Annotated in this window: 21 protein-coding genes; 3 read left to right on the top strand and 18 right to left on the bottom strand. The window is 32.9% G+C overall.

Translation table 11 applies throughout. The annotated features are described in order from the left end of the window. Window positions 1-33: 33 nt before the first annotated feature. The 18 genes from GQ47_RS13045 to GQ47_RS12960 form a co-directional block, all read right to left on the bottom strand. Window positions 34-864: a hypothetical protein gene (locus GQ47_RS13045; RefSeq protein WP_035649107.1), complete on the bottom strand. Its 831-nt coding sequence runs from the start codon at window positions 862-864 to the stop codon at window positions 34-36. 61 nt (window positions 865-925) lie between these two features. Continuing rightward, window positions 926-2,068 (bottom strand): FAD-dependent oxidoreductase, encoded by a 1,143-nt coding sequence (locus GQ47_RS13040; protein ID WP_035649105.1) that lies wholly within the window; start codon window positions 2,066-2,068, stop codon window positions 926-928. A 146-nt stretch (window positions 2,069-2,214) separates the two neighbouring features. Beyond that, entirely contained in the window at window positions 2,215-3,102 is an 888-nt protein-coding gene (locus GQ47_RS13035; RefSeq protein ID WP_035649104.1) for a L,D-transpeptidase, read from the bottom strand. Between the two features lie 163 nt (window positions 3,103-3,265). Further along, window positions 3,266-3,508, bottom strand: a complete 243-nt coding sequence (locus tag GQ47_RS13030) for a hexameric tyrosine-coordinated heme protein (protein ID WP_035649102.1) — start codon at window positions 3,506-3,508, stop codon at window positions 3,266-3,268. Between the two features lie 162 nt (window positions 3,509-3,670). Then, window positions 3,671-5,164: a S41 family peptidase gene (locus GQ47_RS13025; RefSeq protein WP_035649100.1), complete on the bottom strand. Its 1,494-nt coding sequence runs from the start codon at window positions 5,162-5,164 to the stop codon at window positions 3,671-3,673. Window positions 5,165-5,203: 39 nt separating this feature from the next. Continuing rightward, a complete protein-coding gene (locus GQ47_RS13020; RefSeq protein WP_035649098.1) occupies window positions 5,204-5,785 on the bottom strand; it encodes an NUDIX domain-containing protein in 582 nt (193 codons plus the stop codon). A 56-nt stretch (window positions 5,786-5,841) separates the two neighbouring features. Beyond that, window positions 5,842-7,113, bottom strand: a complete 1,272-nt coding sequence (locus GQ47_RS13015; RefSeq protein ID WP_035649096.1) for an adenylosuccinate synthase — start codon at window positions 7,111-7,113, stop codon at window positions 5,842-5,844. A gap of 96 nt (window positions 7,114-7,209) precedes the next feature. Beyond that, entirely contained in the window at window positions 7,210-7,665 is a 456-nt protein-coding gene (locus tag GQ47_RS13010; protein ID WP_035649453.1) for a Fur family transcriptional regulator, read from the bottom strand. Between the two features lie 184 nt (window positions 7,666-7,849). Then, entirely contained in the window at window positions 7,850-8,392 is a 543-nt protein-coding gene (locus GQ47_RS23190) for a hypothetical protein (RefSeq protein ID WP_081909350.1), read from the bottom strand. A gap of 66 nt (window positions 8,393-8,458) precedes the next feature. Further along, window positions 8,459-10,678: a RelA/SpoT family protein gene (locus GQ47_RS13000; RefSeq protein ID WP_035649094.1), complete on the bottom strand. Its 2,220-nt coding sequence runs from the start codon at window positions 10,676-10,678 to the stop codon at window positions 8,459-8,461. 160 nt (window positions 10,679-10,838) lie between these two features. Next, the gene (locus tag GQ47_RS12995) at window positions 10,839-12,377 is read right to left on the bottom strand and encodes a serine hydrolase (protein ID WP_035649092.1); all 1,539 of its coding nucleotides are present in this window, start codon (window positions 12,375-12,377) and stop codon (window positions 10,839-10,841) included. Window positions 12,378-12,394: 17 nt separating this feature from the next. After that, entirely contained in the window at window positions 12,395-13,186 is a 792-nt protein-coding gene (locus GQ47_RS12990; RefSeq protein WP_035649090.1) for a TrmH family RNA methyltransferase, read from the bottom strand. A gap of 167 nt (window positions 13,187-13,353) precedes the next feature. Further along, on the bottom strand, window positions 13,354-14,439 hold the full coding sequence (locus GQ47_RS12985; RefSeq protein ID WP_035649447.1) for an alkaline phosphatase family protein: 1,086 nt from the start codon (window positions 14,437-14,439) through the stop codon (window positions 13,354-13,356). Between the two features lie 114 nt (window positions 14,440-14,553). Further along, the gene (locus tag GQ47_RS12980; RefSeq protein ID WP_035649088.1) at window positions 14,554-15,885 is read right to left on the bottom strand and encodes a DUF58 domain-containing protein; all 1,332 of its coding nucleotides are present in this window, start codon (window positions 15,883-15,885) and stop codon (window positions 14,554-14,556) included. Window positions 15,886-15,974: 89 nt separating this feature from the next. Then, on the bottom strand, window positions 15,975-16,988 hold the full coding sequence (locus GQ47_RS12975; RefSeq protein WP_035649086.1) for an AAA family ATPase: 1,014 nt from the start codon (window positions 16,986-16,988) through the stop codon (window positions 15,975-15,977). A gap of 41 nt (window positions 16,989-17,029) precedes the next feature. Further along, on the bottom strand, window positions 17,030-18,235 hold the full coding sequence (locus GQ47_RS12970; protein ID WP_035649084.1) for a DUF4350 domain-containing protein: 1,206 nt from the start codon (window positions 18,233-18,235) through the stop codon (window positions 17,030-17,032). Continuing rightward, entirely contained in the window at window positions 18,228-19,001 is a 774-nt protein-coding gene (locus GQ47_RS12965; protein WP_035649082.1) for a hypothetical protein, read from the bottom strand. The genes GQ47_RS12970 and GQ47_RS12965 overlap by 8 nt, the downstream gene beginning before the upstream one ends. A 22-nt stretch (window positions 19,002-19,023) precedes the next feature. Next, complete coding sequence (locus GQ47_RS12960; RefSeq protein ID WP_035649080.1) at window positions 19,024-19,995, bottom strand: stage II sporulation protein M; 972 nt, start codon at window positions 19,993-19,995, stop codon at window positions 19,024-19,026. Between the two features lie 20 nt (window positions 19,996-20,015). Here GQ47_RS12960 and GQ47_RS12955 point away from each other — a divergent pair, with 20 nt between their 5' ends. The 3 genes from GQ47_RS12955 (at window position 20,016) to GQ47_RS12945 (ending at window position 22,455) form a co-directional block, all read left to right on the top strand. Next, entirely contained in the window at window positions 20,016-20,765 is a 750-nt protein-coding gene (locus GQ47_RS12955) for an RDD family protein (protein WP_035649078.1), read from the top strand. Window positions 20,766-20,919: 154 nt separating this feature from the next. Next, window positions 20,920-21,774 carry a hypothetical protein gene (locus GQ47_RS12950; RefSeq protein ID WP_035649077.1) on the top strand — a complete coding sequence of 285 codons (855 nt, stop codon included), beginning with the start codon at window positions 20,920-20,922 and terminating at the stop codon, window positions 21,772-21,774. 78 nt (window positions 21,775-21,852) lie between these two features. Continuing rightward, on the top strand, window positions 21,853-22,455 hold the full coding sequence (locus tag GQ47_RS12945; protein ID WP_035649075.1) for a trimeric intracellular cation channel family protein: 603 nt from the start codon (window positions 21,853-21,855) through the stop codon (window positions 22,453-22,455). Window positions 22,456-22,461: the final 6 nt, after the last annotated feature.

The raw sequence follows: 22,461 nt of genomic DNA, 5'->3' as shown, positions 1-22,461 counted from the left end.
AAAAGGCGTAAGAAATAAATCTTACGCCTTTTTTTATTTTTTTGAAATTTTGCACGTTTGCTTAAAATCACTTTTTGATTTCAGTTGGAAAGAAAAATCAGTATGTTTTAGTCCGAGGCTAAATTCCATATCTAAATTATTTTCAGTAGCAAAATGATTCGGAATGTCATAAATTAGATTTCCTTTTCCAGTTCCAGTTCCACTTGTTTCAAATCTGTTGTCTGACATTTTCATTGTGTACGTTTGTAGAATATCAAAAAAGGCATTTTTTGAATCCATGCTTTTTAAGGTGTATGTTGTTGTAATCACCATTTCAAAACTGATTCCTGCAATAGGTATAACTAGCGGATTATCTTGACTGAAAGATTCTCCAATTTTTAGTTTTTTCTGTGGCAATATTAATTGCGAAAAGGTACTTTGGACCATTTGGAAAATTGTATTTTTCAGGCTTTCTTCCATGCCTTTGGCAACAATAGAATCCATTTTAGGCATTGTAGTTAAAGAAGTTTTTCCATAAAGAAGAGTGCCACTCGGAATTATGGTTTTTCCATTTGCATCATACGATTTTAGATATTCAATAGTTATTGGGAAATTTCCATCTTTACCACTTTTCCCTGTTTTAGAGATCGTTTCGACATTAAAGGACGTTTTTATTTTTGTTGGATTTTCAGTTCCGTTTTTCTTTAATGCTTCCATAAATTTTTCTGATCCTGAATAAGTAATTTCATAATCTGAAGAACTATTTGTGTTTTGATTATAGATGGTTTCAGGAGCATAACCTGCTTTAAAATCTAAAATTTGATTTGCCTGACCATAATTTAAAGCGGTTACGAAAATAAAAAGAAGTAAGAATGTTTTTTTCATCGTTGTTTTTTATGCAGTTTTTTCTGCTTATTCAAAACGAAAGTAAGAATTTTAAATTGTTTTATTCTACACGACTATTCAAAATATCTTCCGCTGTAATATCAGAATGCAATAAATCTTCCATTTTTTTAGTCATGCGTTGCGCTTCCAATGCATAACCAAACATCTTTTTCTCATAATCAGCAATAGCATCATCAATTGTTTCAAATTTTCCATTGGTCAGGTTTTCAGTTAAATGAAAAGCATCAAATAATCCCATATTTACGCCTTCACCTGCAAACGGAGGCATTAAATGTGCCGCATCACCAACAAGCGTAATATTTGAATGCTCTTTCCAAGATTCTTCTAAAGAAAATAATCGTAGAGGTAAACCTGAAAACTCGGTTGAAGCTTCAAAGAATTTTTTGTAATCGTCACCCCAGTTTTTAAATTTTTCGTTTAAAAAAGTGATAACGGTTTTATCGTCTTCAAAGTTAATTCCGTTGTTCAAAATCCAGTTTTCATCGGCTTTAAATGAAACACCAAAATGGACAGAACCATCGCCCATAGTATGCGTATAAAACATTTTTTGTTCACCCATGGCCATAACATTTCCGTTTCCATATTTAGGTTTGAATTCTGGATAATCTTGTTCAGGATTTACAATTTCGCCTTGAATAATATAAGTTCCCGAAAGTTGAGGTTCCTGATCGCTTACAAATTTTCTGGCGCTTGATCTTCCGCCGTTTGCAACAATTACAAAATCTGCTTTTGCTGTTGTTCCGTTCTTGAATTCTAAAATATATTGATTTTCAACTTTTTCAATATTAACCAATTGGCTATCCCAAAGAACTGTATTTTTTTCAAGATTTTCCAGCATAATTTTTCTTAAATCATTGCGATCGATTTCTGGCCTTGAATAAGCATTGGTTTCGTCTGGCATTTCATCCGAAGTAATATTTCCATCAATATCGGCCATTTTTTCACCTGTCGGTCGTGCGTATTTGTAGAATTCTTCCATCAATTCTGCTTTTTGAATTGCATACTGACCTGAACCTGAATGAATATCAAGAGTTCCTCCAGAAGTTCTGGCTTGAGCATTAAGATCTCTTTCGTAAACGGTAACATCAGCACCATTTATTTGTAAAATTCGAGCAGTTGTAAGACCGACCGGTCCGCCACCAATAATGGCTATTTTTTTATTTTTTAGTAGAGAAGCATTCATTTTGTATAAAGTTTGATTCGGATTTAATTTTTAAAAATGATTTAAATACGATGCAAAGATATAATAATAAATGAATGTTCATTTATTTATAACTAAAAAAAATCAGAATATTGAAAAATATTCTGATTCTATCTGTAGAAATAATTTTATAAAGAAGAAGTTTGTTCGCTCTCTCTAAGTTTTTGATTTTCTAATATTTGAAGTAAAAAAGGTTTTACTTGACTTTCAATTTCTGATTCTGAAATATCCAAGGCTTTTGGATCAGAGGCTAATTGCAACCACGGTTTCGGTCCATCAAAATTATAACTTCCAAAAACGATAACGGGCGTTCCTTTGACTTTTACGTTTTCTTTATCTTTTAGAATCCATTCGTCTGCAAATTTGTAAAGATATTTGGCATCTTTTTCTAATAACCTCAAGCATGAATGTGAAGCTGGATAACCCGGCAATTCATATTGGTGAAAACCAACACCGAGTTTATTTTCAATATTAAAGTTCCATTTCAAGTCCCATTCGTCATTAAAAGTGCTTGTTGTTTTTTCGGCTTTCCAGTTCGTAAAAAACAAACCTGTTGGAGTAGGATCTTTTTTTCTTCCCATATTGGTCGGGCCGGTATAAACTAATTCGCCGTTTTCATAAGCGGCAAAAGTTTGCGTCGGATAAGAAAATAGAATGATTTTAGAAACCTCTTCTAAAGCCGAAACATGTAGTGGAAACGGAAGATAGTAAACCAAATCACCACTAAAATCTGCTGGAATTACAACAGAATCCAGTTTTTTGAAATTGGCTTTATCGGTTCGGTTCAAAGCATAAACGATATCCATTTTACTACTGTCAGCTTCATTTAATTTTAGCCATTCTTTCGTATTTTGAATTTGATAAGAAACAGATGATTCTGGTTTCTTATATTCTATTGCTTTTTTTTGCTTTTTTGTATTCTCAGTCAGATTTGAGTTTTCGCTTTTTTTGCAAGAACCTAACAAAACCAACATCAATATAAGTAGGGCATTTGCTGAATAATATAACTTTTTCATAGGTCTTATTTTTATGAAAATAAAGTTACAATCTGTCTAGCGAAAACACCTTACATAATTTTTTATATTGTTTTCGGGATTTACATTTTAGAATCTCTTAAGATGTTTTTTGAGATAATAAAATTGTTAATGATTAAAGACTTGTGCTATCCTGAAAGAACTCTTATTTCCTCCAGTAATTATTGGCAGCAGCAATAGTCGCAAATTCAGTTGCTACAGTTTGTCCTACAGCAATAAGCATTGCGGCATCTTCTGCATAAATTGGTCGTAACTTTTCTCTAATTACAGCATCAGGTTGAGTGATTTTTATGATTAAGCGAGCCATTTTTACGGCTAATTGACGACCTTCTTCGGGAGTATTGGTAATCAATGAATCATTTGGAACTAATTGTACTTGATCAGACATAATTATTATTTTTTGGTTATTATTCTTCCCATAAAATTAATTAAAATTATGCTCAATTTAAAAGTAAGTTTATTGATTATCAGTGTTTTGTTTTAAATCAATAATAATTCTAAATTAGGATTTTGTAATAGTATTTAATGTGGATTTTCTAAAATGTTCGTTTTATTTCTTTCCAATTAATTTCAAAGTATATGTCAATTGAGTGTCCTTATTCTGCATAAAATCTTCAAAAGTCTGTTTGACTTCATAATCCGGAATTATTCCTCTTCCAAAAATCTGATTGGACTTTTTTGGCACATCCTGATCCAGATTTACAATAGAAAACTGGAATTTGATTTTGGTATTTGGCAATTCATATTCAATAGGTGTGTGGCCATTGTGTCCAAAATAACCGCCCATAGTTTCTTCTCCAATAACAATGGCGTTTGTGTTTCCTGCAACCAAAGATGCAAAAAGAGAACCTGCAGAGGCAATTCTTGGACTTATTAATAAATAAATTTGTCCTTTAAAATTGTTTTTATCAGGTTGTAATAAGGCATTGAATTTTTCGTCCTGAATATATTTTCCATTTTCTACTTTTGGAAATTCTTCTTTTAATTCCTCTTCAAAATCTTTTTTCTCTTCCTGTTTTTTCTGCGGTTCCGTTTCTTCATAAACTAAATATTCTGAAAAAGGAATTTCCTGAAAATTGACATAAGCCGAAGCATTTTCCCGATATGGTTTTTGCGTGAGATAGGAGAAAGTTACAATATCATTTGGGTCGGTTCCACCGCCATTATTTCTTATATCAACAATTAAATTTTTTATCTGATTGTTTTTTGAAAGTGACTCAAAACAACTGTCCAGGTATTTTTTATAGGCTAAATGTTCCTTATGTTTTGCATTTCTGCCAATTACAAAAGTATGAATTGAAAGCAGTGCAGTATTATCTGAAATTACTTTAAAAGAATATTTATTTTTTGCACGATTGTATTGTAAACTATCAATTGGTAGAGAGTGGCGTTTTTTAAAATTCTCTTTTCGAATTTCGTTTGAAACAGCAGAAACAACCTTTTTTATTTTTTTTGTCTGATTCGGAAGCGAATATTCTATTGTAAATTTCTTTTGTGGTCCATATTCCAAATTGAAATATTTAGCAAAAGAGCCTCCAATTCCAATTGATTTTCCTGTAATATTATAACCGTCAGTAGTATAATATTTATAGAAAGAAGATAATATTTTTGCAGTTTCGATTCCGTTTATGCTAATGATTTGAGAGCCCAGCGGAATTTCAGGATTCTCAAAATTAAGTACCAACTGATTATTAATAAGTTTTACAGGGTATGGAAAGAAAACATTTCCTGATGAATACTTTTTTTCGAAATCATCAGGAAGTGTAGTGTCATTATGAAGGCTGCCTTCAAAATCAGTAATTTGAAGAATTATTTTATAAAATTCAATCAGTGTTTGAGGCTGATTTACTTGCGTAAATGCCCAGGAATAAATGCTGTCAATTTGTTGTTTTGTTCTGTATTTATAAAGTCCTGAATTTGCTTTTTCTCTTATTTCTTTAAAAATAGTGAGATCTTGTTTGAGCTTTTCAGTTGATAATTTTTCTTTTTGGGAGAATAACAAAATCGGAAAGCAGAAGAGAATGACTATTTTTAATTTGAGCATTTTAGATTTTTTAGTAAATCTAAAATACTCAAAAATCTTTTAAATCAACCCTTTAATTTTTGCATGTTGTAACAACATAATTGTTTTGGCATCTGTAATTTCTCGCGATTCAATCATAGCGTATGCCTGATCAAAAGTAAATTCTAAAACTTCAATATTTTCCTGTTCAGTATCAAGTCCGCCGCCTTCGCTTACTTTCATGCTCTCGTCATATTCGCCAACAAAAAGATATAAAATCTCTGTTACAGCGCCTGGAGACATGTAAGTTTCAAAAACTTTTTGAACTTTCGAAATACGGTATCCCGTTTCTTCTTCAGTTTCACGAATTATTGCCGTTTCAGGATTGTCTTTATCTAAAAGTCCAGCACAAACCTCAATCATCATTCCAGTTTTATTTCCGTTTAGAAAACTCGGCAAACGAAATTGACGTGTTAAAATAACTGTTTTTTTCGTTGAATTATAAAGCAAAATTCCGGCTCCATTTCCTCGATCATACACTTCACGAGTATGTATTTGAGGAGCTTCATTTTCTTTTTGATAACTAAAGGTTACTTTGTTTAAAATATACCAATTGTCTGATAGCAAAGAAGTTTCTGTAATTTTGATTTCTGGATTTTTCATAAGGCGAATAAATTTGTATAAAAAAACGCTCTGAAAATCAGAGCGTTTAAAATGTATTATTTTGTTATTGTTTGCTTTCTATCTGGTCCAACCGATACAATTTTGATTGGCACTTCGATTTCTTTCTCAATAAACTCAATATATTCTTTTAGCTCAATTGGCAATTGATCGTAAGTTGTCAATCCAGTTAAGTCTTGTTTCCAACCTTTAAATTCTTTGTAAACCGGAGTAACGTTTTCTGGTTCAATATTGTATGGGAAGTGAGAAATGTTTTGTCCTTTATAGTTGTATTCCGTACAAACTTTTAAAGTTTCGAATCCAGAAAGAACATCACCTTTCATCATCATTAACTGAGTAACTCCGTTAACTTGTACAGCATATTTTAAAGCTACTAAATCTAGCCATCCGCAACGTCTTTGTCTTCCTGTTACAGAACCAAATTCGTTTCCAACTCTTGCCATTGTAGCACCAACTTCGTCAAAAAGTTCAGTTGGGAAAGGTCCGCTACCAACACGAGTAACGTAAGCTTTGAAAATTCCGTAAACTTCTTTGATTTTGTTAGGCGCAATTCCTAAACCAGTACAAGCACCTGCAGCAGTAGTATTTGATGAAGTTACGAAAGGATAAGTTCCGAAATCAACATCTAATAAAGATCCTTGAGCACCTTCGCAAAGAATAGATTTCCCAGCTTTTTGAGCTTGGTGCATGTATTCTTCACTGTCAATGAAATCTAATTTTTTCAATTCTTCGATAGCTTCGAAAAATTCTTTTTCAAGTTCAGCTAAATTGTATTGAATATTTACATCGTAAAAAGCAATCATAGCTTCGTGCTTGTCTGCCAATGCTCTGTAACGCTCTTTAAAATCTTCTAATTCGATATCTCCAACACGTAAACCATTTCTACCCGTTTTGTCCATGTAAGTTGGTCCAATTCCTTTTAGAGTAGAACCAATTTTTGCTTTTCCTTTTGAAGCTTCAGAAGCTGCGTCAAGCAAACGGTGCGTTGGTAAAATTAAGTGTGCTTTTCTTGAAATGATTAATTTGCTTTTGATATCAAGGTTGAATTTCTCTAAACCTTCGATTTCTTTTTGAAAAACTACAGGATCAATTACAACTCCATTTCCGATGATATTTACTGAATTTTTATGAAAAATTCCAGAAGGAATAGTTCTAAGTACGTGTTTAATTCCGTCAAATTCTAATGTATGTCCTGCATTTGGTCCTCCTTGAAAACGTGCAATAATATCATAATTTGAGGTAAGTACGTCAACAATTTTTCCTTTACCTTCATCTCCCCATTGTAATCCTAGTAATAAATCTACCGTCATTCTGTTTTAATTTGCGTTGGGACAAACCGAATTGTCCTACTGATTAATGTAGTTAATTTTCTTTTTTTATTTTTTGAATAATGCCTTTCCGGATTATTATTTTTGCTTTTTGTTTCCGTAGAAATAAAGTGAATGATTCGTAATTTCGATATCAAATATTTCTTCGATTGTTTTTTTGATGGTCTGAATTCTTGGGTCGCAAAATTCAATAACTTCTCCAGAATCAGTCATGATGATATGATCATGCTGTTTGTCGAAATACGATTTTTCGTAGTAAGCCTGATTTTGTCCAAATTGATGTTTTCTAACCAAAGCGCAGTCTAACAATAACTCGATCGTGTTGTACAATGTAGCTCTGCTCACACGATAGTTTTTGTTTTTCATTTTGATATATAAGTTTTCTATGTCAAAATGCTCTTCGCTATCGTAAATTTCCTGAAGGATAGCATAACGCTCAGGAGTTTTGCGATGCCCTTTTTGTTCAAGATACATTGTAAAAACATTTTTTACAATTTCTTGATTCTTAGTGTTGTCAGTTGAAATAAGTGTCATATCCTGCAAAGATAATTTTTTATTTTTAATCAATAAAAGTTTCGGCTTTAAAGTTTAACGTTCAAAATCATATCAGAACAGTCAAAGTGTAATAAATACAGGGTTTAACAGTCGTATGTTTTGGAGAATCTAAAAAAGCTTAATTAACATAAATATTTTTAATTACAATAAAATTAACAAATTCCTATTTGCTTTTTGTCATGTACATATACCAATTCCATTCCCAGGTTTTCCCGTTATCATCAGACATGGCCTGACTCCAAACCGGATTTTCTTTGTCTCTGGCGTCCCAGCGAAAAACCTGAATCACATTTTTTCCTTCATAAATATCTTTCGAAAAAAAATGTCCAATATTATTTTCGAATGAACCCACAACAGGTTTGTCTAAAACGCCAGTATTTGAATCGGACCAATAAATGCTCCATAATCTGGTTTTTGGATTAAATAATCGAACCGTCATTCCTTCAAAAGGTTCACCGTCAAAAGTGGCCAGGAAATTATCGATATTTCCAATTCCATTCAGGATTTTATACATTTCCTGAGTCGATGGAAATTCGATCCATTCGGTACAATTTGCAAATCTTTGTTTTAATTTTTTATTTCGAATGAAAGACTTTCCCTGAAAAAAATCAAAATCATCTTTTGAAGAGGATTCAGAAGCGATAATAATAAGTTCACCATTTTCATCAAAATGTATTTCGGGAATTTCTAGGTTTTCATTTTCCATAAAAAATATTTAAATAGTCAAAGGATTGTATTCTTTTGACTTTAAGACTTTAAACTTTTGACTTATTTAAGTTCGATATTCTCTTGTTACTTTATCAACGCCATCTATTTTTTTGATAGCACTGATCATTTTTTTCAAAATGGTATTGTTTTTAACAATTACCGCAACCTGCCCGTGAAAAATTCCAGCATCAGTACTTAACGAAATGCTTTGAATATTCACGTTCATATTGTTCGAAATTACTTTTGTTAATTGATTTGTAAGTCCTAAAACGTCCATTCCGGTAATATTGATAATCGCTTTGAATTCTTCTTGTGAAGAGTCAATCCATTTGGCGCTCATGATTCGGTATGCATAATTAGACTGCATTCCAATAGCGTTTGGACAATCTTTTTTATGCACTTTTATTCCTTCGTTAATGGTAACAAAACCAAAAACGTCATCTCCAGGAATTGGGTTACAACATTGCGAAAGTTTATAATCCAACTTGTCATGCTCCGTTCCAAAAACCAGCATATCATAATTACTGCTGATAACAGGTTTGTGGATATCTTCGTCTGCAGTATCTTTATTTCTTTTGATTTTATTTTTGAAGAAATTGATAAATGAATTGCTTTTCTGAGCCGCATAATCTTTTAATTGCTGATTTTCGATGGCTCCAATTCCAACTCTGTAAAATAAATCTAAGCTTGTTTTTAATTTGAAAAAGTTAACTAACTCGTTTGTAACTTGTTCGTTTAGTGTGACTTTTAAGTGTTTTAATTTTCGGGTAAGAAGTTCTTTTCCTTCTTCGCCAATTTTTTTCGTGTTCTCGTTAAGAACGTTTTTGATTTTGTTTTTGGCACGAGAAGTCGTTACATATTCAAGCCAGTTTACAGTTGGTTTTTGACTTGCCGATGTAATTACTTCAACCTGATCACCACTTTTTAATTCGTGATTTAATGGAACCAAACGTCCATTGACGCGCGTTCCTCTGGTTTTAATTCCAATTTCAGAGTGAATGCTAAACGCAAAATCTAATGAAGTTGCACCTTTTGGCAATGATTTTATTTCTCCTTTTGGTGTAAAGACAAAGATTTCTTTTGAATATAAATTCATTTTGAAATCCTCAACAAAATCTACTGCGTTGGTTTCAGGATTTTCCAATGCTTCGCGAAGCAAATTCAGCCAAGTGTCCAATCCGCTTTCTTCCGTAGCGCCATTTTTATATTTGTAATGAGCAGCATAACCTTTTTCAGCAATTTCATCCATTCGTTCGCTTCGAACCTGAACTTCAACCCAGCGTCCTTTTGGGCCCATAACGGTAATGTGAAGTGCTTCATAACCAGTTGATTTTGGCGATGAAATCCAATCACGCAAACGACTCGGACTTGGTCTGTAATGATCTGTTACAATCGAATAAATTTTCCAGGCGATGAATTTCTCGTCGTGAGGGTCTGATTTATAAACAATTCGAAGTGCAAATTTGTCATATACTTCATCAAAACTCACATTTTGAGCACGCATTTTTCTGCGAATTGAATAAATAGATTTAGGACGACCTTTTATGATATAGTCAATGTTTTCAACATCCAGCGATTTTTTTAAAACATCTGAAATGTCTTTAATGTAGGCATCCTGTTCCTCTTTTGTTTCTCTTATTTTGCTTACAATGTCATTATAAATAGAGGGTTCAGTATATTTTAATCCTAAATCTTCTAGTTTTGTTTTGATATTGTAAAGTCCCAAACGATGGGCAAGGGGAGCATAAATATAAAGTGTTTCCGAAGCAATTTTCGTTTGTTTATATTCTGCCATCGAATCCATGGTCTGCATATTATGAAGTCTGTCAGCCAGTTTTATCAAAATAACGCGCACATCATCGTTCAGGGTCAGGATCATTTTTCTAAAATTCTCGGCCTGCATTGAAGCATTCAAATCTTTTTGAACCAAAGAAATTTTAGTTAAACCTTCCACTAATTGAGCAACTTTTGGATTAAATAATCGCTCAATTTCCTGTACCGTCATTGGTGTGTCTTCGACAACATCGTGCAATAAAGCCGCAGCAATAGAGGTCGCTCCCAGACCAATTTCTGAGGCAACAATTTTTGCAACTGCAATAGGATGAAAGATATACGCTTCTCCTGATTTGCGTCTTTGTTCTTTATGAGCATCAACAGCAACGTCAAAAGCTTTCCGAATTAATTTTTTATCGGCTGGGGTTAAAGTCTGATAACTTATTCGAAGTAATTCCTTGTATTCCTGCGCAATCGCTTTGTTTTCTTTTTCAATATCTATTTCTATCATAACGGCATATTCAAGTACTAAAAATACGCATTAGTTTGAATATACGCAAGGCTTTAGATTGTTGATTTTTGAAAGGAATTATTTTGTTTCAGGTTTCAGGTTTCAAGTTTTTAACGATCGTTTTAAGTCTCATTTTTTAACTTGAAACCCGAAACAAAAATCACTCTTTAGAAAAATCCAAGTCTTGAAAATCATAGCTAAAATCAGTCAGTTCAGAGATTGGAAGCATTTTTAGATTAATAGCTTTTCCGCTTTCATCATATTTGAAGAGTAAATGAGCATCGGCATGGAAAAAAGCATTGTTCCATTTTACAACATAATTTCCATCTTTATAAAAAGAAACTTCGCCTGCCAATTGCGGAGAGCGTTTAGAGGCAAAATATAATTTTCCTTTTTTCTCTGTAATCGTAATTTCTCCAAACCAATTGTCTTTATAAGTTCCAACAATTTTAGAAAAATCAGTTTTTATTTTATCTTTTTTATTCTTAGCAACAACTGCCCAAACTTCATCTGTAACTTTATCTGCCTTTTCTTCGTTGGCCTTCATTCTGTTGCTGTAAACGGTTACGTAATCATCTGATTTTATGCCTAAATAACTGTCTTTTATAGTATTTGTAATCGCATTAAAAGCAGCACCAGACTGCTGATTCGTTAAAACAATAATTCCCAAACCAATTTCTGGAATCAAGGTTGTTTGCGTCACATTTCCCTCTAGACCTCCTGTGTGAGATGCTTGTTTGTATCCTTTTACATCGCTTAAAAACCAACCTAATCCGTAACCTGAAAAATGAGTATTGTATGGTGGTCTGGTTTTGGCAGGAATAATGGTTTGCAATTGCCACATTTCATCATGTTCTTTTTCAGAAAATAATTGTTTATTATCGCCGTATTTTCCATTATTGATTTGTAGAATTGCCCATTTGCTCAAATCATTTACACTTGAGTAAATTCCGGCCGCACCATCAAAAAGCTGGTTTTCGTAACGTTTTATTGTTTTTAGTTTTCCATCAATCGGAACGTGTGGTGTAATTACATTTGAAGTATCTTTTAAACGTTTTATGGATGCCACACTGTTAGTCATTTCCAAAGGTTTCATGATGCGCTCTTCGACAAAATCTGCCCAGGTTTTTCCGCTTACAACATGAACAATTTCGCCAGCAATAATATACATTAGGTTGTCATAATCATATTTTGTTCTAAAACTCGAAACCGGTTTCAGGTAACGTAAATTATGAACTATATCTTTTGCTGTAAAATCACTTCCGTCTGGCCAGATCATTAAATCTCCGGCGCCAAGACCAAGTCCGCTTCTGTGTGTTAGTAAATCACGAATGGTGAATTCACGAGTTACAAAATCATCATACATTTTAAAATCAGGAAGATATTTGACCACTTTATCATCCCATTTTATTTTGCCTTCATCTACCAACATTGCCAATGCTGCACTGGTAAATGCCTTACTGTTTGATGCAATTCCGAAAAGTGTATTAGCATCTACTTTTTGTTGCGTTACGATTGATTTTACGCCATATCCTTTAGCCAGAACTACTTTTCCGTCTTTTACAATAGCAACTGAAATTCCGGGAACGTCAAATGCTTTCATCGTTCGTTCTACTAAATTGTCAACTTCCTGATTGGTAATTTGTGCGAAAGTTGTGAAACTGAATAAAAGTGCTAAAAACGATAATTTGTACTTCATAACTTGGTAGTTTAAGATTATTTAAATTCTCTTTGGCGTTTGGCTTCAAAAATCAAAATTGCAGCTGCTACAGAAACATTCATGCTATCAATTTCTCCCTGCATCGGGATGATGATATTTTGGGTTGCGGCGTCGCGCCATATCTGGGTTAAACCTGTTGCTTCTGTTCCAACAACTAAAGCGGTTGGCGTGGTGAAATTTTGAGTGTGGTAGAAAGTCGAATTTTGTAAAGTTGCGCTATAGAAATTGATCTTTTTTTCCTTTAAAAATGCAATGATTTCTTCTGATGTTCCGGTTGCAATTTGATTGGTGAAAAGACACCCAACGCTGGAACGCACAATATTCGGATTGTATAAATCACTTTTTGGATTGGCGATTAAAACGGCATCTAAATTGGCAGCATCAGCTGTTCGTAATACAGCACCTATGTTTCCTGGTTTTTCCAAAGATTCAACAATTAAAATCAATGGATTATCAGATAATTTTAAATCAGATAATTTTAGGGATTTGGTTTTGGCTACAGCCAAAATGCCTTCAGTTGTATCGCGATAAGCCAGTTTTTGATAAACTTCTTTATTGATTTCGATTAGTTGAAACGGAGGGGAAATCAGTTTATTTATTTCTGTTTCAGAAACCAATTCAGGTAAAAATAAAACCGTTTCAATTTCGTAACCGCCTTTTATAGCTAATGAAATTTCGCGTAATCCTTCGATCAAAAATGTGCCGGTTTGTTTTCTAGCTTTGGATTTTTCCTGAAGCAAAACAAGCGATTTTATAAACGGATTTTGAACTGAAGTGATTTGTTTCATTTTTTTGAGCGACTAAGATTCTAAGGCGCTAAGGTACTGAGATTTTTTTTAAAGTTCCAAAGCGTCAGAACGGCAAAGGTTTTTTCGCCACGAATTCACGAATTATTTTTTCAAAACTTTGCGTGGAAAAAATAATTCGTGAATTCGTGGCGAAAAAAAAAAGAAAACTATTTCTCAAAAACTTCTTTTACCTCTTCATTAACAGGATGATCCGTTTTAAAATCATATCCCATCAATTTTGCTAATGTTTGCGCAAATTGCTTTTGATACAGCTGTGATTCGGTTTTGATTTCGCCTTTTGGAGCAATTTCAGGCCCTATTGTTGCGAACCAAATTTGCGAAGCACCTTCAACATCAGCACCGTGATCTGTCCATTGTTTTTTTATTTTATCACCGCGACCGTGATCAACTGTGATAAATAAAGTGGTTTTGTTTTTGTATTGAGGATCGTTTTGCACAAAATTCCAGATTTCCTGAATCCATTTATCCACTTGGTTTGCGGCATCAAGATACGAACGATATTCAGCATGATGTGCCCATTCATCTGTTTCTCCGTAGGCGATATAAAGTACTTTTGGTTTTTTCGTTTTAAGTTCATCCATTCCCTGATAATGTGTGAAAACATCCAGGCATTCATCTTCATGAAATGGCTTATACGAGTTATCGCGCATTTCGTTTAATAATTTTTGAGCTGAAGTTGGCTTGTTTCCGCCTACTTTATCAAATGCAGAAATTACAGGAAATCCGCTTCTTTCTTCGTTTAAAATTCGGTCAAAAGCATCCCAAGCGCCAAATGCGGCAACTTTTCCTTTAAGTTTGGATTGTTTATTTAAAAACTCTAAAACATTCACATTTGGATTCGCTTTATAACCGTTTGAGTTGACTTTAATATCTACATTTCCAGTCATAATTTCACTGTAGCCAGGATAACTAAACCAATACGGATTGGCAACATCGACTTTGTTTCCTAGATCCCGATTGCCATAAATTTGTCCTTTGGAAGCAATTTCAGACCAGAAAAAAGGCATTAGTTTTTTGCGTGCTTCTTTGATTTCGGCACTTCCATATTTTTTATAAATGTAAGCGCTGTCTCCCTGATTGAATTTTTTATCATTGGCAATTGCCGGATCTATTCCTTTGAAAACTTCCTGCCATCTAAATCCGTCAGTAGTAATTATGATAATGTTTTCTGTTTTTTGAGCTTGGGATTTGAAACTTAATAAAATTAACAGAGTTAAGATTGCTTTTTTCATTTTTGATAAGTTTGAAATTTGTTCAGATTTCATATTTATTCCAAAACTAATTTATAAAATTGATCAAATTGGATTCTTTTTGTAAAATAACAATAAGATAACAAATATTGAAACTTACAAAATCCCTCTCGCTTTAATTTCCAAATACTTATTTATAGCATCCAAAGTAAGATTTTCAGGCTGTGTTAAAACCGAATGAATTCCATACTTTTTAAGTTCATTTGCGATTAATCGTTTTTCGAACATGAATTTTTCAGCAATTACTTTATCGTAAACTTCCTGAATGGTATCTGTTTTTTTGTTGATGATCGAATTCAATTCCGTATTCTGAAAGAAAACCACAACTAACAAATGGTTTTTAGCAATTCCTTTTAAATAAGGTAATTGACGATTTAAACCATCCATCGTTTCAAAGTTTGTATAGAGAATGATTAAACTTCTTTGATTTATATTTTTCTTGATATCAACATACAAACGACTATAATCGCTTTCGAAAAAATCGGTTTTGATGTTGTATAAAGTCTCAAGAATTTTTTGCATTTGCGAGCCTCTTTTTTCAGCAAAAACACGATTTTCTACTTTTTTAGAAAATGAAAAAAGCCCGGCCTTGTCTTGTTTTTTCAGAATTACATTCGACAAAACCAATGTTGAATTGATCGCATAATCCAGCAAACTTAATCCGTCAAAAGGCATTTGCATCACGCGACCTTTATCAATTGCCATATATACCGATTGCGATTTTTCATCCTGAAACTGGTTGACCATCAAAGCATTTTTCTTTGCTGTCGCTTTCCAGTTTATAGTTCTTAAATCATCGCCCTGAACATATTCTTTAATTTGCTCAAACTCCATTGTATGACCAATTCGGCGGATTTTCTTGATTCCGTATTGAAATAAATTATTCGAAAACGCCAATAAATCGTATTTTCTTAATTGAATATAAGAAGGATACGTAGGCACCATTTGATCGTTATTAAATATAAAACGTCGTGAAATTAATCGCAAAGGTGAAGAAACATAAATGTTTAGATAACCAAAATAATATTCTCCACGCTCAGTTGGACGCAAATCATAACCTATTTCTTTTTGTTCCGAAGCTTTTAAAGTTTTAATAATTTTGAAATCACGAACCTGAAATTGAAACGGAATTTCATCAATTATTTTTACCGAAACCGAAAAGGTATAATGATTTTTTAAAACAAGATTTATAGGATTTAAATCTCCATTTGATAATTTTTCCGGAGTAATTCGGTCTGCTTCAAATCCAGTTTTGGTCAGGTATAACAGCAAAATATCGAGACCTAAAAAAGTAATCAAAATCAACACTCCAAACCAAACCGCGTCGTAAATATTCGGAAAAATAAAAGCACAAACAAATAGTCCTACAATGCCAGCAAGCACATAGAAAAAGAAGTTGTTGAGATATAGACTTTTTATAAACTTCATTTTTTTGTTTCAGGTTTCAAGTTTCAAGTTTCAAGTTCTTCAGTTAATTGCCATTTCACATTTTACAATTAACCATTAACAATTAATAATTATCGAGGTATTTCTACAGTTTCGATAATTTGTTTGATAATTTCTGAGCTTGTAATTCCTTCCATTTCTCTTTCTGGTGCAACAATTACACGGTGTTGTAAAACCGGAATCGCAGCTTCTTTAATATCTTCAGGAGTAACAAAATCACGTCCTCTGATGGCAGCAAAACCTTTAGCAGCGTTCAAAATCGCAATCGAAGCACGTGGTGAAGCTCCTAAATACAAAAATGCATTTTCTCTTGTATTCACTACAATTCGGGCAATGTATTCCAATAAATTTTGCTCTACTCTAATTTGTTTTATTAAAGCCTGATATTCTTTTATTTCTGAAGCAGAAAGTACGGCTTTAATGGCTTCCAATTTTCCATGATCCTGTAATAAATGCTCACGTTGAATAATCAGGATTTCTTCGTTTAATTTAGGATAATCAACCGCAATTTTGAATAAAAAACGGTCTAATTGTGCTTCTGGCAAACGATATGTTCCTTCCTGCTCAATTGGGTTTTGAGTTGCAATTACTAAAAAAGGAGTGTCAAGTTGATAACCAGAACCGTCAATTGTAATCTGGCGTTCTTCCATAACTTCGAAAAGAGCTGCCTGTGTTTTTGCCGGCGCACGATTGATCTCGTCAATTAAAATCAAATTAGAGAAAATAGGTCCTTTTTTAAATTCAAATTCAGAATTTTTTAAATTAAAAATTGAGGTTCCTAAAATATCCGAAGGCATTAAATCTGGTGTGAACTGGATTCGGCTAAAATCAATATTTACGGTTTTTGCCAGAAGTTTTGCCGTAATTGTTTTCGCAACTCCTGGAACACCTTCTAATAAAACATGTCCATTTGATAAAATAGCAACTAAAAGCTGATCAACCATTTTGTGCTGACCAACAATTACAGTTTCGATTTCTTTTTTGATGGCATTAACGTGTTCTAAAAGCGGCGTTAAATTTAGTCTGGTTTCGAAATTTACATTTTCATTTGTGATTTCGTTTTCTGTGATGCTATTTTCGTCCATGTTTTGGTATGTTTTCTTTTGGTGAATTTCGGTTAAAAATACTAATGTATAACTTTTTCAATTGCATTATTAATTCGGATTAAATCTTCTTCAAGACTTCCGTGATAACTCTTTCGATGTTCGTTGATTAAAAAGACAAGCTCCTGAATATCGGCAACGTTTTTCCCTGTTTTAAGTTGCAGTTTTTTAATAAAATCATCATCCAGTTTTGTGGTATCAAGCAAATATTCGGTTCGCATTTTTTCAAGAAAAAAGATGATTTTCTTGTCAATAATATTGGTGTGATCGCCTTCCTGATAATATAAATTTCCAATTGTTTTGGTAAAATCGACTGTTAAATTGGCAAGCGGTTTTACAATTGGTACAATTCGCTGTTTTCGTTTGGCATTAAAAAATATGAAAATCAAAATCCCAAATATACTCATCAAATAAGCCCATTTTAATCCCGGCTGGCTAAAAATATAACGCAAAGGCGAACCAGAAACCGACTCATTATTTTGTCCTTTTGTGTACCAGAAAATATCTCCTTTAGGAATTTGTGACAATGCATTTTCGGCATATTGATAATGATTCCCTTTCAGTAAATGATAATTCGTAAAAGCGGCCGGCTGTGTATGCAGATAAAAATAACCGCTGTGATAATTTACTTTTATGAAATTTATATGCTTTTCATTTTTTGCTGAACTCTGATAACCTAAAACAGTAGTATTTGCCGTATCAATTTTAGAAAAGTAATCCTCAACTGACTGCGTAAAAATGTATTTTTTGTCATTTACTTTTCGATTTGCCATCCAAATCAAAGTTTTATGAGGTCTTTTTAAATCGTTCTGAACATCAAGTTTTAAACTGTCTAATAGAATTTGAGGAAAGCTTCGCATACTCAAAAATGCATTATTTCCTCGCGAAACAAAATAAAAAAGCTCTTTTACAGATTGTTCGTCAATATCACCATTTGCAGCAATATTCAGGAATGTGCCTTTTATTCTGTAGTCTTCAACTAAAGTATCTGGATTGTATTTAGAATCTAAATATTCGTAAGGCGTTACAGCCGTAATTCTTTCGATTTTTTGTCCTTTCAAAAGTCCTTTGATTTCTTTGTCAAAAACATATAATCCGTACGGAATCTTGTCATGTACAGAAAAAGTAGGGCGCCAGTCAATTGGTTTTGGCTGTTTCTTGCCTGCAAATAAAATCAAGCCGAAAATAAAAACCAGAACACCGATATAAATTTTAATAGATTTATCCATGGTTAAAGGTTTTTATAGCTTTTTTAAATCGGTTTTCAGCTTTTAGGAAAATAGGCTCATTTATATCAAATTCACCGTACCAAATGTAATTGTACAAATAAGATAAATAGGTAAATTCCTCTCTATGTACGGGACTTTGAATTTCATATAAATAATCAGAATTGGTTTTTTCAATATCCCATTCTATGTAATGATTTTGCGCCATAACTTTTAATAGCCACAAATAGTAATAACGAATCGCAATCCTTTTTTGATCCGATTGAATATTTTCTGCAATCAGTTTTTCGAAATCTATAAGATGAATATTTTTTTCGGCATCCGAATAATAAATAGTTCTTTTCTTAGAATTTTTGCCAAAAATCCATTGTCCTTCTTTATTAATTAAGGCTTTTACAATCAGGAAAATAACAATGATGACAATTATTGCCGCCAAAGTTTTAAAAAGAATTGCAACAAAATCTATTGATGCTTTTTGATTGCTGAACGTGAATATTTTGCTGAAAATACGGGCAAGCCATTCTAAAAAATCGTCCCAAAATGTTTTTTCAGGAGGTTTAACTTCATAAACAAAATCATCGCTTTTGTATCTCTTTTTGAAATCTTTTTCAAAAGTCTTAGAAGGAATTGTAGCCGTATCAACCTGGATGTCTTTTTCGGTATATTTAATAGAAACGGCTTTTGGCGGTTCTTCGGTCACAAGAGAATCTTGTGCATTTGAAAAACTGCAGCAAAAAAGAAAAAGTAAAATGAAGAAAATCTTATTCATTATGGTTTCCGATTAAGTCAATTTAGGCTGAGAATTGTTGTGTTTTTTTGTGGACAATAAAAGGATAAACCAAATAGTAAAATGAAATTATTCCTAATGTAAATAAAATGATAAAACTGCTGAGCCAATTTGGCATATCAATAGAATATCGTGTAATAAAACCTTCCAGAAAACCAGCGCCAATTGTAAAAGGAAATGTACTCAAATAGATTTTGAAACTATTCTTAAAACCAATTTTAAAAGAATTGATTCTTGAAAAAGTCTTTGGAAATAATATTGAAGCGCCTAAAATAAATCCGGCCGCGGTTTCTATCACAATTCCAAAAATTTCCATTGCGCCATGAATCCAGATTCCTCTGACGCTTTTCCAAAAAACGCCTTGTTCATAAAAGAAATATTGAAAAGATCCCAACATAATACAGTTGGACATGCAAATATAGAAAGTCCCAATTCCGGCAAAAAGCCCAAAAAAGTAGCATTTTGCGCCAACAAAAAGATTGTTCATTGTAATAGAAACAAAACTTCCCCAATTACTTCCCGATCCATAAACGGCCATTGGATTTCCTTTTTTGATGTTTTCCAATGTTTCGTTTACATAATTATCGCCAAGAATAAGACGAACAAAATTAGGATCGTATTTTGCCGAAATAACGCCTATAGAAACCGTCGCAAAAAATAAAATAAAAGCATATACTAAATAACGCCTGTATTCGTAAACCAGTAACGGAACTTCGGTTACAAAAAATTCGACAACCCTGTTTTTCTCCGTTCTCTTGGTTTTATAAATTTTCTGATAAATTTGTGATGCAAGGTGGTTTAAGTAAATAACTGTTTTACTTTTAGGATAATACGTTTGTGCATACGACAAATCATTCATCATCTGAATGTACAAATTAGCTAATTCGTCAGGATTTTTTTTAGCTTTACCAAAAATAGCTAGCTCAAATTCCAGCCATTTTTCTTTATTTTGTTTTATGAAGGCAACTTCTCTCATTGAAGGCTAAAATATAAAATATGTCAGAATTATCTATTACTACAACACAAAATGTTAAAATAAATTTTATATCGGCTTCGATTGGAGAACGGTTAGGGGCTTATTTTATTGATGCTGGAATCAAAATTGGCTATATGCTGATCGTGTATTTTATCTTTTTTTACTGGCTAAAAATAGGTATTTTAATGGATGGTATAGATGGCTGGTCAGAACGAGCGATTATGTTATTTTTTGCTGTTCCGCTGATGTTTTACTCGCTAGCCTTTGAAAGTGTTTTTGAAGGACAGTCAATCGGAAAAATATTGCTTAAAATAAAAGTGGTCAAAATTGACGGCTATCAGGCTGGTTTTGGCGATTATTTGATTCGATGGTTTTTTGGTATCATTGATTTTTTCATCCCGCCATTTTATGGGCTTGTAGCATTGATTACCGCAATATCGAGTAAAAAAACACAGCGTTTTGGAGATATGGCAGCGGGAACAGCCGTAATTACTTTAAAAAACAATATCAATATAAGTCACACGATTTTAGAAGATATCGGAACGGCTTATGTACCAACTTATCCTTTGGTTATTAAATTGTCAGACAATGACATGCGAATTATCAAAGAAACTTTCAAAAAGGCAGTTATTAAAAATGATTTTGAAATTATAGGCAAATTAGTTGCAAAAATTGAAAGTGTGACCGGAATTAAAAACCAATCCGGAAATAACAGTGATTTTATCAGGGTTATTTTAAAAGACTATAATTTTTATACGCAGAATATGTAAAAAAAGATTCTAAGTTTCTGAGTTCCTAAGATTCTAAGTTTTAAATGGTTGATTAGCTACGTTTTGGATTTAATTTTTTAAATTTAACAAGTTTAATATTTAAAAAAGGAGTAACCGAAAAGCCAAAGAGTAGGAAAACCTAAGCGTAAATACCATGAAAATTAAGAAAGTCGCCGCGTTATTAATATTGTTTTTTGTTTCTGTTTTTTCTTTCGCTCAAGGCGGAAAAAAATTAGATAAAATAATAAAAAGAGATTACACGATTATTGAAGGTACAGTTTCTAAAATATCGGATAAAACTATCGAATATTCACTGCCGGGCGAAACACTTCTAATAGTTCTCGATGTTTCGCAAATTGCCCGAATTGATTTTGCAAACGGGCGCTCACAAACATTTGATGTGAGTCAGGGAAGCAGTTCTGCGGCACCATCTTCAGGTTCTGGATATGTTGCCGCGACAGAAATTAAACAAAATACAATTGCCGTACTTCCAGTTCCGTTTTTAAATTCAGACACTCAGCAAAGTTCTGAAGAAATGGCAAAATTTGCTCAAAACGATATGTATAATAAATTGCTGGATAAATCTGGAAATATTGCTCCGTTGACGGTTCAGGATTTGAGAACAACCAACAGTTTATTGAGCAAAGCAGGAATTGATTATCACAATATTGATTCAACTCCGATTGAAGATCTTGAAAAAATATTGGGCGTTGATAATATTGTTGCAGCAAAAGTTTCATACACAATTAACTCAGGAACAACGTCAACTACATACAACAGCGGTAACGCTACGATTAGCAATAATGACAAAAAGGTCAAAACAAATGATTATTCAACAACTACTGCAAATAATCAGGTTTATTATTACTACACAGTTTATTTTGACATGTATAAAAATACTTCAAAAATATATTCTCAAACGCGTAAACCCTTTTTGGCAATAAAAGACAGTTGGATGGAATCTGTTCAGTATTTATTGAAAAGAAGTCCGATTTACGTAAAAAAATAAATAAAAAAGGAGAGTTGTATATTAAGAAAAGAAATCTTTGCACCTTTGTAACTCTGAACCTTTGCACCTAAAAAAGAAATGTTTCATTTACTAGATATTATCGGTACAATGGCTTTTGCCATGTCTGGAGCTTTAACGGCAATGCACAAAAAATTAGACCCGTTTGGGGTTTTTATAATTGCATTTGTAACGGCTGTTGGTGGCGGAACTTTGCGTGATGTTTTAATTGGACGAACTCCCGTTGGTTGGATGCGCGATATGCAGTATGTTTATGTTATAATTTTAGGTTATTTACTTGCTATTCTTTTCAGAAAAAGCTTTGATAAACTTCGAACTTCATTGTTTCTTTTTGATACCATTGGACTTGGCGTTTTTACTTTGATTGGTCTTGAAAGAGGATTAACAACAGGACTTCATCCGGTAATTTGTATTGCTTTAGGAACGATGACAGCTTGTTTTGGAGGCGTTATCAGAGATATTTTATGCAACGAAATTCCGAATGTTTTCAGAGAAGAAATCTATGCAACAATCTGTATTTTAGGCGGAATCGTTTTTTTTGGTTTGCGAAAATTAAATTTGAATGACGATGTTTTATATCTGGTTACTTCATTAGTGATAATTGTAATTCGATTAATGGCAGTGAAATACAAATGGAATTTAAAAGCATTCGATCATAAGTAATTTGAA

It is taken from the genome of Flavobacterium sp. ASV13, from assembly GCF_000745775.1.
GTDB lineage: Bacteria > Bacteroidota > Bacteroidia > Flavobacteriales > Flavobacteriaceae > Flavobacterium.
Note: the sequence above shows the minus strand (reverse complement) of the source record. Positions and strands in the feature narration are given on the sequence as shown.

Excerpts from the sequence above, each read along its gene's own strand:
- GQ47_RS12945 (WP_035649075.1), top strand. The coding sequence starts at position 21,853 with ATGTTTCATTTACTAGATATTATCGGTACAATGGCTTTTGCCATGTCT.
- GQ47_RS12990 (WP_035649090.1), bottom strand. The coding sequence starts at position 13,186 with ATGAAACAAATCACTTCAGTTCAAAATCCGTTTATAAAATCGCTTGTT.
- GQ47_RS12995 (WP_035649092.1), bottom strand. The coding sequence starts at position 12,377 with ATGAAGTACAAATTATCGTTTTTAGCACTTTTATTCAGTTTCACAACT.
- GQ47_RS12955 (WP_035649078.1), top strand. The coding sequence starts at position 20,016 with ATGTCAGAATTATCTATTACTACAACACAAAATGTTAAAATAAATTTT.
- GQ47_RS12950 (WP_035649077.1), top strand. The coding sequence starts at position 20,920 with ATGAAAATTAAGAAAGTCGCCGCGTTATTAATATTGTTTTTTGTTTCT.
- GQ47_RS13040 (WP_035649105.1), bottom strand. The coding sequence starts at position 2,068 with ATGAATGCTTCTCTACTAAAAAATAAAAAAATAGCCATTATTGGTGGC.
- GQ47_RS12965 (WP_035649082.1), bottom strand. The coding sequence starts at position 19,001 with ATGAATAAGATTTTCTTCATTTTACTTTTTCTTTTTTGCTGCAGTTTT.
- GQ47_RS12985 (WP_035649447.1), bottom strand. The coding sequence starts at position 14,439 with ATGAAAAAAGCAATCTTAACTCTGTTAATTTTATTAAGTTTCAAATCC.
- GQ47_RS13010 (WP_035649453.1), bottom strand. The coding sequence starts at position 7,665 with ATGACACTTATTTCAACTGACAACACTAAGAATCAAGAAATTGTAAAA.
- GQ47_RS13020 (WP_035649098.1), bottom strand. The coding sequence starts at position 5,785 with ATGAAAAATCCAGAAATCAAAATTACAGAAACTTCTTTGCTATCAGAC.
- GQ47_RS13015 (WP_035649096.1), bottom strand. The coding sequence starts at position 7,113 with ATGACGGTAGATTTATTACTAGGATTACAATGGGGAGATGAAGGTAAA.
- GQ47_RS13045 (WP_035649107.1), bottom strand. The coding sequence starts at position 864 with ATGAAAAAAACATTCTTACTTCTTTTTATTTTCGTAACCGCTTTAAAT.
- GQ47_RS13030 (WP_035649102.1), bottom strand. The coding sequence starts at position 3,508 with ATGTCTGATCAAGTACAATTAGTTCCAAATGATTCATTGATTACCAAT.
- GQ47_RS13035 (WP_035649104.1), bottom strand. The coding sequence starts at position 3,102 with ATGAAAAAGTTATATTATTCAGCAAATGCCCTACTTATATTGATGTTG.
- GQ47_RS12980 (WP_035649088.1), bottom strand. The coding sequence starts at position 15,885 with ATGAAGTTTATAAAAAGTCTATATCTCAACAACTTCTTTTTCTATGTG.
- GQ47_RS13000 (WP_035649094.1), bottom strand. The coding sequence starts at position 10,678 with ATGATAGAAATAGATATTGAAAAAGAAAACAAAGCGATTGCGCAGGAA.
- GQ47_RS12975 (WP_035649086.1), bottom strand. The coding sequence starts at position 16,988 with ATGGACGAAAATAGCATCACAGAAAACGAAATCACAAATGAAAATGTA.
- GQ47_RS12960 (WP_035649080.1), bottom strand. The coding sequence starts at position 19,995 with ATGAGAGAAGTTGCCTTCATAAAACAAAATAAAGAAAAATGGCTGGAA.
- GQ47_RS13025 (WP_035649100.1), bottom strand. The coding sequence starts at position 5,164 with ATGCTCAAATTAAAAATAGTCATTCTCTTCTGCTTTCCGATTTTGTTA.
- GQ47_RS23190 (WP_081909350.1), bottom strand. The coding sequence starts at position 8,392 with ATGGAAAATGAAAACCTAGAAATTCCCGAAATACATTTTGATGAAAAT.
- GQ47_RS12970 (WP_035649084.1), bottom strand. The coding sequence starts at position 18,235 with ATGGATAAATCTATTAAAATTTATATCGGTGTTCTGGTTTTTATTTTC.